This is a genomic window from Psychrobacillus sp. NPDC096389, assembly GCF_044762855.1.
Classification (GTDB): domain Bacteria; phylum Bacillota; class Bacilli; order Bacillales_A; family Planococcaceae; genus Psychrobacillus.
This window is the reverse complement of record NZ_JBIWFB010000005.1, coordinates 254,575-268,025: the sequence shown is the minus strand read 5'-3', so window position 1 is coordinate 268,025 and position 13,451 is coordinate 254,575. Positions and strand designations below refer to the sequence as shown.

Here is a 13,451-nt window from a genome sequence, read left to right as displayed (position 1 = left end):
CAAAATAGAGTAGACGCATGAATAAATACATGTATCTACTCTATTTTTAGTATTCTAATAGTTAAGGAAATGTTACAACTAAGTTACTGGTGCCTGGCACCAGTAACACAAATGTAATAAAGCAAAGGTTAGATTTGAAAAGTTGTAGTGAGTCGTTTTGGATTTTGGGCGTATAGTGGAAGTAAGGGGTTCGTTTTGTAGGGGAGGGGAGTTGTAAACTTGAATAAGTTATTCTCGAATTCTACGGTACTACTTTTATTTCTTGTTTTTTTATGGGGGGCCAGTTGGCCGATTTACAAATATGCATTACCTTTTACTCCACCTTTGCTATTTGCAGGAATGCGAACATTCATTGGTGGATGTTTATTGGGAATTCTCTTGTTGAAGCGGCGGGATAAGATTAATTGGCGTGACAATTGGCGTATGTATTGTATTTCTGCATTATTTAATACGGTTTTGTTTTTTGGGATACACACTGTTGGGTTAAATTATTTGCCTGGTGGATTGTTTTCAATTCTTGTGTATTTTCAACCGATTTTATTGGGGTTGCTTGCTTGGATTTGGTTAGGAGAATCGATGACGCTCGTGAAAATATTTGGCCTATTTCTTGGATTTGCGGGAATTGTAGTCGTGAGTATGGATGGACTGACATATCATGTATCTGTCATCGGGGTTGTTTTAGGGTTGACCACTGCTGTATGTTGGGCTTTCGGGGTGATTTATGTAAAGAAAGTCAGACATCGACTAGACGCTTATTGGATGGTTTCTATGCAATCGATGATCGGTGGAGCCGTTTTATTAGGGAGCGGGACCATCTTTGAAAATTGGTCCGATATTATATGGAACGGCAGTTATTTATTTGGTGTAAGTTTCGGTATCGTTTTCGGGATTCCACTTGCCTATATTGTATACTACAAACTCATTAATGAAGGGGAAGCAAGTAAAGTTGGGGCGTTTACTTTTCTCGTGCCAATTATTGCCGTCTTTTTAGGAGCTGTCTTTTTAGGTGAGCCAATTACTTATTTGCTTGTTGTTGGATTGGCAATGGTAGGGTTAAGTATTTTTATCGTTAACTATCAAAGCAAAAAGAAGTTACTTTCGATAAGAGAACTTAATAGATCAGAAATTTAAAAATGGAAAAAAGACAGGAATCCTTGAATGAGGATTTGCTGTCTTTTTCATTGATACTGGCCAAGTACCGCAAAAAAGCGTATGACAAATTGGTGGAACACTTTTTCTGACGGTGATAAATCTCTCGTTGCTGGACTAATAATGCCAACTGTTCTTCTAATAACCGGCGTTTCGATTGAGATTTTAACTGTAAATCTAGGTGTTGAATGGTAAAAAGAGCTTTCTGGCAGTAAACTTACCCCCATTCCTGCTGCCACTAATCCTTTAATCGCGTCCATATCTTCTCCTTCCGAAGAAGTGTTAGGCGTGAATCCAACAGAATGGCAAGCTTCTAATGCGATTTTCCGTAATACATAACCTTCTGGAAATAAAATGAAGTCATCATCCAACAAATCTTTTAAATGGATTTTCTCCCGCTTTGCTAGTGGATGAGTAGAAGGTAAAAGTGCCGAAAAATTTTCGGTAAATAAAATAGATGTGTTAATCGAATGATCCTTAGGTGGAAGTGGTCCTAAAAAAGCAAGATTTAGCTCTCTATTTTTCACAGCATCGATTAAATAATTGTAAGAACCTTGACGTAAATGGAAGGCAACATTTGGATATTCTTTTTTAAATGCAGAAATGACAGTAGGCAAAAAATGTCCCGCTAAACTAGTAGGGAAACCGATTTTAATCGTACCTGTATCCGGATCTAAATATTCATCAATTTGCTTTTTCGCATAATCGATTGCTTGCAATGCCGAAATACTATGTTCTAAAAAAATCTTCCCAATCGGCGTTAACTTTACATTTCTCCCAACACGCTCGAATAATTCGACGCCGAGTTCATCTTCTAAATTGGCGATTTGCCTACTGACAGCTGACTGTGCCACATGCAAATGAATTGCTGCTTCTGAAATATGTTCTCGTTCTGCTACTTCGATAAAGTACCTCAATTGGCGTATTTCCATCGTTTCCTCCTAATCTATCTAAAATGTAGATGATTTATATCCAAATTATATATTGTTTGTATTAGTTTGAAAACATACAATATTCCTAAGTTAACTTTTGAAAAAGATGGAGGGATTCACATGACATTTCATCAAATACCGAAAGCACAAGGCATGTACGACCCAGCGTTTGAGCATGACGCATGTGGGATAGGTTTATATGCACATATAAAAGGAATGAAAACACATGATATTGTCAAAAAAGGATTAGAAATGTTATGTCGTCTTGATCACCGTGCGGGACGTGGAAGTGATGGTCAAACAGGAGACGGCGCTGGGCTTATGGTTCAAATCCCGGATGTCTATTTTCGTGTTGTTTGTAACAAATGGAATTTACCGGAAAGTGGAGCATACGGTGTAGGAATGCTATTTTTTACAAATAACACGGAAGAACGCGAAGCAATTGAGCAAAAGATAAACGATACAATTGCAGCGGAAGGGCAAGAACTTATCGGCTGGAGAACTGTCCCTATTAACGAAAATTGCTTAAGCGAAAAAGCAAAAGAAACGGCACCAGTCGTTCGCCAAGTATTTATCAAGGCAGTTGATTCAACTGATTCACTTGCATTTGAACGGAAATTATACGTCATTCGAAAACAAGTAGAACATTGGGCACTACAACAAGAGAAAAAATTTTATTGTGCTAGTCTTTCTAGCCAGACAATTGTTTATAAAGGATTGCTTACACCAGAAGAAGTAGACCTATTTTACTTAGATCTACAAGATGAGCTATTTACATCTGCATTTTCATTAGTACATTCCCGCTATAGTACGAATACTTTTCCGAGCTGGGAACGTGCACATCCTAACCGATACATCGTCCACAACGGAGAAATTAATACATTACGTGGAAATATAAACTGGATGAAAGCTCGCGAGCAACAATTTATATCACAAGCATTTGGAGAAGATCTCCCTAAATTGTTGCCAATCATTGATACAAATGGAAGTGACTCTTCCATGCTCGACAATGCTTTTGAATTTTTTGTGCTTGCTGGGAGAACTCCAGCGCATACTGCGATGATGCTAATACCAGAGCCTTGGACGGAAAATCCGCATATTAGTGACGAGAAAAAAGCCTTCTATGCATATCACAGCAGTTTAATGGAGCCGTGGGATGGACCTACTGCGATTTCATTTACAGATGGCAAGCAAATTGGAGCTATTTTAGATCGTAACGGCTTACGCCCAGCTCGCTATTATGTGACAAAAGACGATTATATTATTTTTTCATCTGAAGTAGGCGTAGTAGATGTCGAAGAAGAAAATATTTTGATAAAAGAACGATTAAGTCCGGGCAAAATGCTACTTGTCGATCTAGAACAAGGTCGCATTATTTCAGACGAAGAAATAAAATCCCAAATGGCAAATGCATTACCGTATGAAAAGTGGTTAAACGATCATTTAATACCACTTACTTCCGAAAATGAACAACCAGAGCAGGTAGAAGATCTTTTATTCAAACAAAAAGTATTTGGTTACACATATGAAGATATTCAAAAATATATTGTTCCCATTGCATTAGATGGCAAAGACCCAATAGGATCAATGGGTAGCGATACGCCACTTGCTGTGTTGTCGGATCGTCCACAATCTTTATTCAATTATTTTAAACAACTATTTGCACAAGTGACCAATCCGCCGATCGATTCAATTCGAGAGCATATTGTCACATCAACGATGACATTGCTCGGAGCAGAGGGGGACTTACTCCATCCTACGGAACAAAATAGTAAGCGGATTTTTCTAGACACACCAATTTTAACGAACAGCCAACTGAAACAATTGATGAAAATGGAGTCAGAATCTTTTCAAAGCGCAACAATCTATCTAGGTATGTCTGAAAACTTAGAAAATAGTTTGAGTACCATTTCTAAGAAGGCGGATGAGTGTATCGCTCAAGGGAAAACTTTGCTTGTCTTGTCAGATAAACCGCTAGACAGCAATCAAACAACCATTCCTGTTTTACTCGCAGCAAGTAGTCTACACCAACATTTACTAAGCACAGGAAATCGAACGAAAGTAAGTATCATCTTAGAGTCTGGTGAAGCAAGAGAGGTCCATCAATTCGCCGCTTTAATCGGTTACGGTGTAGATGCGATTAACCCATATCTTGCCTATGCAACAATTGCCGAAGCAATGGAGAATGGGCATATTGATATAAGTTACGAAGAAGCTGTAATCAAATACAGTAAAGGTATTGCTGATGGTGTAGTCAAAGTCATGTCCAAAATGGGAATATCGACTGTGCAAAGTTACCGAGGTGCACAGATTTTTGAAGCAGTAGGTATTAGTAAAGACGTAATCGATCGCTATTTCACTGGAACAGCCTCTCAAATAGGAGGGATCAATCTAGAAACGATTGCTGAAGAAGCAAATAAACGACATCAATCAGCATTGGATTCAAAGGGAGGCTCATTAGATTCAGGCAGTGATTTCCAGTGGAGAAGCACAGGGGAGCATCACGCTTTTAATCCGAAAACGATTCATACACTTCAGTGGGCTACTAGGAGAGGTGATTACGGTTTATATCGCCAATATGCAGAAATGGCTAATGAAGAACGCATCGGTTTTTTACGTAATTTATGGACATTCAAACAAGATATTAAACGAATTCCACTGGAACAAGTAGAGTCAGTGGATTCCATTGTCAAACGTTTTAAAACAGGTGCAATGTCATTTGGTTCACTTAGCAAAGAAGCACATGAAACACTTGCCATTGCTATGAACCGAATTGGCGGTAAAAGTAACAGTGGAGAAGGCGGGGAGCATCCAAGTCGTTATGAACTAGATGCAAACGGAGATAATCGTAGAAGTGCGATTAAACAAATAGCGTCTGGTCGATTTGGTGTAAAAAGCCATTATTTAGTGCAAGCAGATGAGCTTCAAATCAAAATGGCGCAAGGGGCAAAACCTGGAGAAGGTGGCCAGTTACCTGGCAATAAAGTATATCCATGGGTAGCGGATGTTCGCGGATCTACTACTGGAGTTGGATTAATATCTCCGCCTCCGCATCATGATATTTATTCGATTGAAGATATGGCGCAGTTAATCCATGACTTAAAAAATGCCAATAGAACTGCTCGCATTAGTGTAAAACTAGTCGCAAAATCTGGCGTTGGTACCATTGCAGCTGGGGTGGCAAAAGGTGCAGCAGATGTTATTGTCATTAGTGGCTATGATGGGGGAACTGGGGCATCTCCGAAAACGAGCATTAAACATACGGGACTTCCTTGGGAGCTCGGCCTTGCAGAAGCTCATCAAACATTAATGTTAAATGGACTTCGTGATCGAGTCAGACTAGAGACAGACGGCAAGTTGATGACTGGTAAAGATGTTGTGATGGCCACATTACTCGGTGCAGAAGAATATGGCTTTGCAACAGCTCCCTTAATCGTTTTAGGGTGTGTAATGATGCGGGCTTGCCATTTAGACACTTGTCCAGTCGGTATTGCCACTCAAAATCCAGAGCTTCGTGACAAATTCACAGGAACAGCCGATTATGTTGTCAACTTTATGAAATTCGTAGCAGAAGAAGTGCGTGAATATATGGCATTACTTGGTTTTAGAACGATAGAAGAAATGGTAGGACGTACGGATGTGTTAGAGGTGAGCAATCGTGCAAAAGAACATTGGAAAGCCAAGCACTTAGATTTAACGGCACTTCTATTTCAGCCAGAAGGTCCGAGAACGTTTAAAACAATTCAAAATCATAAAATAGATCAATCTTTTGACTTAACAGAACTATTACCAAAAGTAGAACATGCCATTTTAAACCAATCAAAAGTGGATTTGAATTTTCCAATTTCCAATACGGACCGTGTAGTAGGCACAGTAATTGGAAGCGAAATTTCTAAGCTATACGGAGCTAGAGGATTAGCCAATGATTCCATTACACTAAGGTTTACGGGAAGTGCAGGTCAGAGCTTTGGCGCTTTTGTACCTAAAGGGATGTCGATGTATGTTACAGGGGATGTAAATGATTATTTTGGGAAAGGTTTATCTGGTGGAAAACTGTTTGTTTCGGCACCTATTAAAGGCGCTGTAGAAGGAAATGTTATAGCTGGGAATGTCGCGCTTTACGGTGCAACAAGTGGAACTGCATTTATTAATGGTCGTGCTGGGGAGCGCTTTGCAGTTCGAAATAGTGGGGTAGATGTAGTCGTAGAAGGCATTGGGGATCATGGTTGTGAATATATGACTGGTGGTCGTGCCGTCATACTAGGGGATGTAGGGAAAAACTTTGCTGCAGGCATGTCAGGCGGGGTTGCGTATGTACTTGTTGATGACTTGGACGGATTAAAAGAAAAATGCAATATGGAAATGATTCAGTTGGAACGTATTGAATTGTCAGAAGAAAGACACTCCATTCGCCAATTAATAATGGATCATTACTATTACACGAAAAGCACGAAAGCAATGAATATACTGGATAAATGGGATGTAGCAGTACAACAAATGGTAAAAGTCGTGCCGAAAGATTATAAGAAAATGCTCGATAAAATCGCAGACTTTAAACGTAATGGTTTAACGGATGACGCAGCAGCAATGCAAGCATTTCTAGCCACTTCTGTGAAAGAAGAAAAGAAGCCACTCACGTTAGTAAAAAAATAAGAGGGGGGAATACAAATGGGGAAACCTACTGGATTTATGGATTATAAACGAGAAAAAGGAAAGGAGGAAGCCCCCCTCAAGCGTATTAAAAACTGGGGGGAGTATGCTTCCAAGTTAACGGATGAGGCGCTTCAAATACAAGGGGCAAGATGTATGGATTGCGGTACTCCTTTTTGTCATATGGGGATTGAAATAAGAGGTGCAACTGCAGGCTGTCCGATTAATAATTTAATCCCAGAGTGGAATGATTTAGTTTATAAAGGGAAATGGCAAGAGGCACTAGAAAGACTTTCTATGACCAATAATTTTCCTGAATTTACTGGTCGTGTTTGTCCAGCACCTTGTGAAGGTTCTTGTACACTTGCTATTTCAGATCCAGCAGTATCCATCAAAAATATTGAGCGAACGATTATTGATAAAGGATTTGAAAATGGTTGGGTAGTACCTAGAATTCCGAAGGAGCGTAGTGGGAGAAAAATTGCCATCGTAGGATCGGGTCCTGCTGGACTTGCAAGTGCCGATGAATTAAACCAAGCTGGTCACTCTGTCACTGTCTATGAGCGTGCGGACCGTGCAGGAGGGTTACTTACTTACGGGATACCTAATATGAAGTTAGAAAAAGAAGTGGTGGAGCGTCGAATTCAATTACTAGAGCAAGAAGGAATTGATTTTGTATTAAATACAGAAATCGGCAAAGATATTTCAGCTCAGCAATTAAAAGATCAATTCGATGCCATTATTTTATGTATTGGTGCACAAAAACAACGAGTTCTTCATATGGAAGGTAGCACCTCAAATGGGGTTCATCTCGCTATGGATTACTTAACGACAACAACAAAAAGTTTACTGGATTCCAATTTTGCTGATGGACAGTATATCGATACGAAAGGAAAAGATGTCATCGTAATTGGTGGGGGAGATACTGGTGCTGATTGTGTAGCGACTGCAATTCGTCAAAAATGTAAATCGGTTGTCCAGTTCGGTAAACACCCACAATTACCAACTGCCAGAGCGGAAGACAATTTATGGCCGACTGATCCAATTACTTATAAATTGGAATACGCCTATGAAGAAGCAGAAGCAAAATATGGTAAAGATCCTCGAGAATATTTGATTCAAACGACAAAAATGATCCCAGATGCAAAAGGAAATTTAAAAGAGCTTCATACCATTCAAATGGAAAAAATTTTAGGAGAGGATGGCTATCATTTTTTCCGTGAAATTCCTGGTACCGAAAAAGTTTGGCCAGCGCAATTTGTGTTTGTAGCGATTGGATTTGAAGGTCCCGAGCTAACACTTCCAAACCAATTTGGGGTGAACATCGTGAACAAAAAAATTGCCGCTTCTACAAAAGATTACGCTACGAATGTGGAAGGCATATTTACTGCAGGAGATGCAAGAAAAGGGCAAAGTCTTATCGTTTGGGCCATAAAAGAAGGGCAGGAAGTAGCCAAAAAAGTAGGTGCATATGTAAGCAAAAAACCAGTCATTTCTTAAATGACTGGTTTACTCTATTAGCAGACTAAAGTTTTTCTGTTTTTTTCGATCGATTGGTGGCATAATAAAAGAATACTAATTAGTGGAGGCAAAATGATGATTGGCATAATCGATTATGGAGCAGGGAATTTACATAGTGTATTAAAAGCGATCGACCGTCTAGGATATGAGACAAAGCTTATTACTAAATCGAGTGATCATGACGAATCTGTGACAAAGCTCATATTACCTGGAGTTGGAAATGCAAAAGTTGCCATGGACGTGTTAAATGAAACAGGTTTAAGCGACTATATAAAAATAGAGGTTTCAAAAGGAACACCACTTTTAGGTATTTGTTTAGGGATGCAACTTTTGTTGGAAACAAGTGAAGAGGGAAATGTGGAATGTTTGGGACTGATCAAAGGAAGCGTTCCTTTATTTAAAGAAACAGTCGAAAAGGTTCCTCATATGGGCTGGAACCAAGTAAAGGATGTTCAAAATCATTTCTTATTTCATCAAATTCCGCAAAACGCAGATTTTTACTTCGTCCATTCTTTTTATGCGAATGCCACAGAAGAAAAGGATGTTTTAGGAGGTACTAATTATGGATTCGATTTTGCTAGCGTTATTGGGAACGAACAAGTAATGGGAGTACAGTTTCACCCCGAAAAAAGCGGTAAACATGGCATTCAGTTATTAGAAAATTACTGTAAATGAGGAGTAACATATATGCTTAGAAAAAGAATTGTTCCAGCAATCGATGTGTTAAATGATAAAGCAGTAAAATATGTACAATTTCGTAATCCGACGATTATCGGAGATCCTGCACAATTAGGTAAGAAATATACAGAAGATGGCGCAGACGAATTAATTTATCTAGATACAACTGCTTCTCTTAAAAGCCAAGAATTGAAAATCGACTGGATTCGAAAAGTTGCAGAACAAGTATATATTCCGTTTTCGGTCATTGGTGGTGTACGAACAATCGATGATTTTAAACGTTTACTACGTGCAGGTGCAGATAAAGTTGGTGTAAATTCCGCGGCAGTAGCCAGACCAGAACTGCTTCGTGAAGCTGCTGAAATTTACGGAAAACAATGTGTCGTATTAGGATTAGATGCAATGCCTATTTATAATGAAGACGAAGAAATAATTAGATGGGAAGTATATACACATTCTGGTCATGAGAAAACAGGGATGGATGTCGTGGAGTGGGCACAGCAAGCAACAGATCTGGGTGCTGGGGAAATCATATGTACAAGTATTCATAAAGATGGTATGAAAAACGGCTACGATGTCGAATTGATCAAATTACTATCTGAAAAAGTAAACGTGCCAATTATCGCTTCTGGAGGCGCGGGGGAACTTGCACATATCGAAGAAGTTTTTACAGATGGCCATGCAGATGCAGCACTCGTCGCATCAATGATTCACTATGGTGATTACACGATCTCTGATATTAAATCGTATTTAAAAAGCAAACAGATAAACGTGCGAATGGAATAAAATGAGAACAAAGCAAAAGGGTGGATGTATTAAGTCCACCCTTTATTATTTCAAATGAACAGACGATTATGCTTGTTATGCAAGAAAAGTTGCACCTACGATAATAAGAAGAATAAACAGCACAACAATCAATACGAAACTTGAGCCAGCGCCACCATAGCCACCTTCATAGCCACTACCGTAGCCACCACCATATCCATAGCCCATTACTTTCACCTCCTACATCCAAATGAAGGATAAAAGAATTCATCCCTCCTATTATGATATGTTATAAATAGGAATGGACTTAGACGAATGTGTTGATGATGAAGAAAACGTTAAAACTAATAAGCATAATAGCTAGGTTAAAGAATCGCAGAGCTAGTTGTAATAATATGGTGAAGTTCTCCATTTAGAGCAAAAGCAACCTTACCCGTCTCTTCCGAAACAACAAGGACGAGCGCATCACTTTTTTCTGATAATCCTAAAGCAGCACGATGGCGAGTACCAAGTTTTTTTTCACCTACAAATATGCTCGACAAAGGAAGCACGTTTGCAGCTGATAAAATTTGATTACTCCGAACTAATACAGCACCATCATGGAGAGGATTTCCCGGATAAAAAATGGATTCTAACAATGAATGTGTCAACTTTGCACCTAAGGGAGTGCCTGAGCGAATAATAGAATCTACAGAGTCCTTTCGCTCAATGACAATTAGGGCTCCATGTCTTTGATTTGATAGATGCTGGAGAGCGGTCGAAATATCTAAATACATATCCGTAAACGGAGACAAATAACAGTTCAAATAAAAAGAAGCCGCCATCGCTTCTGCTTTTTCAAAGTGTTCTTTAATGGTAGCTAGTTTGCTTAAAAGACAAAAGTTATCTTCTGATAATGTTTTTAGCCCGATATCCACTTCAATTGATACTTCTTTAAGCTCTCTTATTAATCGATCCTTTAATGGTGAAAAATCGCAATTACTACTTTCCATGCAAGTACGCCTCATTCCAATTAATAGTACAATTTTTTCCTTAGTTACTAATTGTTCTGTTTAAGTAAAAGTGTACCCAAATGTGAGGACTTCATTCGGCTGATAACGTAAGCTTGTAAATAGTAAACTCATGCGGAGTAACTTCGATTTTTTGCGTCAGAAAAGGCATGCAGTAAATATTTCCAAATAAATAAATTTAAAGAAAAAAGCACCGGCATATAGCCAAATGCTCTCTGGTTTTCAAATTATTTCCCATCCTCGCTCTTTTGCAATTAGTTTTAGTTTCTCCTCAGGATTTACCGCTACAGGATTTCCAACAAGTTCTAGAACGGGCAAGTCCGAAAAGCTATCCCCGTATGCATAACTATTTTCCCAATCAATTTGTTGACCTTGTAGTGTTTGTAATATATTCTCGGTTTTTCGAGTTCCATTCACATGGCTGATAGGAGTATGGGTATGGACTTTATTGTTCTTATAGGAAATTTCTGTACCGATAATTTGGTTAAAAGAAATGCCAGCTGTCACTTGATGCAAAAATTGCGTATAAGCACCAGAAACAAGCAGTATATGTATGTTGTCAGTTTGATGCTGTTGGAGTCTTGTCAAAACTGTTTGGTTGAAATCTTGTTGAACCGGTTTCGTTAGTTCATCAAAATAAGCGACCATTTCTTTTTCTGTTATTCCATCAAAAGCTTCTATGTATAATTGCATCGAACGTTCTTTCATTTTGGCATCTGGATATAGCTTTAATTTATTTGCAATATAAGGTGGGACGATAGATCGGTAAAAGCGTTTATATTTTGTTCCGTATTTGGGATGTTCTTTCAAATGATTCATTAACAGCTTGAATGTTTCTTCTGCATATAGCGTTCCATCGAAATCAAAAATTGCAACTCGCATTCCATTCACCTTTTCTTTCTCATGTATGTCTTTGATATTCATTATACGTTAAATGGAAAGGGAAACAATGGATAAAAAAACTCATCCCTACTGCAAATAGGGATGAGCCGAAATTATTGTACTTGGTTGTTCATCGGTCCTTGAGCAGGAGCGTATGAATTAAGTATGCCTTGCATATCTTGCTGCGTTAACTGTGGAACTTGGTAGTAGTGATGCTTGTTTTGGTAAATAGCCAGTTCATATGCCATTTCAATACAGTTTGGAATGGAATCTGCAAGTACTCGTCTTACAACTGGATTCGTTGTTTCTAGAGCGGCAGCAGTTTTAGCCGTTGCAGAAGCTTTTGCAGCACCGAGTAAATACCCGGAAATCATTTCGTCTGTAATATCATTTGGTCCTTGCATTGGCTTTTTCGGTTGTGACGGTTTCATCCCATAAATAAAGTCATTGCCACCTTGCATTTTATAGCTAGAAGTTGGATGGGAAGGATCTTTACCTGTTTTGAAGCATTCTACCGTAATATTATATTCATCCAATGCAAATGCATATTGACGATTTAAAATATTGAGTAGTTCTTGATCTTGCACATGTGGACGAAGTATTGTTTTTAAGTTCAAGCCCGACAGAACCGTCGATAATACTTCATGCACATCGAATAATTCGTGACCACCATGATTAAGTTGTGGTGGAACATTTCCAGTTTGCATATTTTGATGTGTTTGACCTTGACCAAATGAGTTTTGATTCATTCGAATTTCTCCTCCTTGTAGAAAATGTATTGGGACATCCTCTATAGTTTGGTCAGTTCGATGACTGATATGCAGATGTGTTTATACAAATAAATTAATTTTCGATCGTTTCCACTAAGGAAGTAATGAACGATTGTAGAAATTGATACGCTTCTTCCAACGTAAAGCTCTCACTAAATTGATCGATGTAATCTAATGGTAAATTTATTTCCCATAAACCTTCATCTCCAGCAAACATCATGCTATAGTTCATTTTCTCACTATTATAATGTTCGTTTAAGTAAGCTTCTATTTTAGGAGCAAATTTTTTCTGAACGGAAAGACCGAACATAGCTGTGTATACTTCAAATACTTCGTCGTATTCTAGTACTAGTCCATCTACTTTTAATGCATTTAAGTCTTCTGTTTGCAAATAAACATATTCATTTTTCTTTTCTTTTAAATGAGATAGGGGAGTATTCAAAAATTCCATTGAATCTTTCGATACCAGTTCTTCCGTTTCTTTATCATATCTTTCACATACTACTTGTTGTTTACTCATATAAAATCATTCCTCATTTCTTCTGCAATTTCGTCCGCAATCGTTTGAAGGTCATACGCATCTATCGTAATCAGCGTATAAATTTCCTTCTCCATGTATGCCTCCGCTAATTTTTTCATAAACTTTGGTGAGCCTTCATTTTCTTCATCGTAAACAATAAGTATACCATCCGAATTACGAAGTAAAAATTTATTTTTTTCGATGAATTGCCAAGGTGCTTCGTACGGTCTTTTCGTTAAGCTTGTTTCATAATCCGCTTGAAACAATAAACTTTTATATTTTTCTTGTTTCAGCTCATTCCAATTCTTTTCTTGCTCTAAAAAAGGAGTAATGATGGCGTACTTTAATGAAGGAAATGCTTCCTTCAATTCGAGCACAATCTCTGCTGTCCAAGTTTCGACACCTTGCTGTCCACTTAGTATAACCCATTCCAATCCTTCTTCAATTAAAAGAAGTAGCCGATCTTTAATCGCTTTTTTAATGATTGGAATTCCAGGGTGCGTATCATTAAAGATACCTAATTCATGCGCTTTATAGCCTGTTACAACTAATCGTTTCACCATTTATATGACCT

At 38.3% G+C, this 13,451-nt stretch carries 12 protein-coding genes; 5 read left to right on the top strand and 7 right to left on the bottom strand.

Going from position 1 to position 13,451, the window contains the following annotated elements:
• The first annotated feature begins 219 nt into the window (after nt 1–219).
• Complete coding sequence (locus tag ACIQ38_RS14650; RefSeq protein WP_402824319.1) at nt 220–1,131, top strand: DMT family transporter; 912 nt, start codon at nt 220–222, stop codon at nt 1,129–1,131.
• A 47-nt stretch (nt 1,132–1,178) separates the two neighbouring features.
• Here the strand turns inward: ACIQ38_RS14650 and gltC are convergent, their stop codons facing one another.
• The gene (gltC, locus tag ACIQ38_RS14645) at nt 1,179–2,081 is read right to left on the bottom strand and encodes a glutamate biosynthesis transcriptional regulator GltC (protein ID WP_402824316.1); all 903 of its coding nucleotides are present in this window, start codon (nt 2,079–2,081) and stop codon (nt 1,179–1,181) included.
• A gap of 120 nt (nt 2,082–2,201) precedes the next feature.
• On the opposite strand from gltC, the gene gltB reads away from it, so the two are divergent.
• The 4 genes from gltB to hisF all read left to right on the top strand — a co-directional run bounded on the left by gltB (nt 2,202) and on the right by hisF (nt 9,716).
• Nucleotides 2,202–6,734, top strand: coding sequence for a glutamate synthase large subunit (gltB, locus tag ACIQ38_RS14640; protein ID WP_402824313.1), 4,533 nt, complete (start codon nt 2,202–2,204; stop codon nt 6,732–6,734).
• Nucleotides 6,735–6,749: 15 nt separating this feature from the next.
• On the top strand, nt 6,750–8,231 hold the full coding sequence (gltD, locus tag ACIQ38_RS14635) for a glutamate synthase small subunit (protein ID WP_402824310.1): 1,482 nt from the start codon (nt 6,750–6,752) through the stop codon (nt 8,229–8,231).
• Between the two features lie 96 nt (nt 8,232–8,327).
• Complete coding sequence (gene hisH, locus ACIQ38_RS14630) at nt 8,328–8,927, top strand: imidazole glycerol phosphate synthase subunit HisH (protein WP_402824307.1); 600 nt, start codon at nt 8,328–8,330, stop codon at nt 8,925–8,927.
• 12 nt (nt 8,928–8,939) lie between these two features.
• Entirely contained in the window at nt 8,940–9,716 is a 777-nt protein-coding gene (gene hisF, locus ACIQ38_RS14625; protein WP_402824304.1) for an imidazole glycerol phosphate synthase subunit HisF, read from the top strand.
• 75 nt (nt 9,717–9,791) lie between these two features.
• Here the strand turns inward: hisF and ACIQ38_RS14620 are convergent, their stop codons facing one another.
• The 6 genes from ACIQ38_RS14620 to ACIQ38_RS14595 all read right to left on the bottom strand — a co-directional run bounded on the left by ACIQ38_RS14620 (nt 9,792) and on the right by ACIQ38_RS14595 (nt 13,440).
• Nucleotides 9,792–9,923 carry a YjcZ family sporulation protein gene (locus ACIQ38_RS14620; protein WP_402824302.1) on the bottom strand — a complete coding sequence of 44 codons (132 nt, stop codon included), beginning with the start codon at nt 9,921–9,923 and terminating at the stop codon, nt 9,792–9,794.
• A 137-nt stretch (nt 9,924–10,060) separates the two neighbouring features.
• Nucleotides 10,061–10,687 (bottom strand): sporulation-specific diadenylate cyclase CdaS, encoded by a 627-nt coding sequence (gene cdaS, locus ACIQ38_RS14615; protein ID WP_402824299.1) that lies wholly within the window; start codon nt 10,685–10,687, stop codon nt 10,061–10,063.
• A 240-nt stretch (nt 10,688–10,927) separates the two neighbouring features.
• On the bottom strand, nt 10,928–11,587 hold the full coding sequence (locus tag ACIQ38_RS14610; RefSeq protein ID WP_402824296.1) for an HAD family hydrolase: 660 nt from the start codon (nt 11,585–11,587) through the stop codon (nt 10,928–10,930).
• A gap of 113 nt (nt 11,588–11,700) precedes the next feature.
• Nucleotides 11,701–12,336, bottom strand: coding sequence for a spore coat protein (locus ACIQ38_RS14605; protein ID WP_402824293.1), 636 nt, complete (start codon nt 12,334–12,336; stop codon nt 11,701–11,703).
• 94 nt (nt 12,337–12,430) lie between these two features.
• Nucleotides 12,431–12,877: a branched-chain amino acid aminotransferase gene (locus tag ACIQ38_RS14600; RefSeq protein ID WP_402824290.1), complete on the bottom strand. Its 447-nt coding sequence runs from the start codon at nt 12,875–12,877 to the stop codon at nt 12,431–12,433.
• Nucleotides 12,874–13,440, bottom strand: coding sequence for an SLOG family protein (locus ACIQ38_RS14595; RefSeq protein ID WP_402824287.1), 567 nt, complete (start codon nt 13,438–13,440; stop codon nt 12,874–12,876). Before ACIQ38_RS14595 ends, ACIQ38_RS14600 begins: the two co-directional genes overlap by 4 nt.
• Nucleotides 13,441–13,451 lie beyond the last annotated feature (11 nt).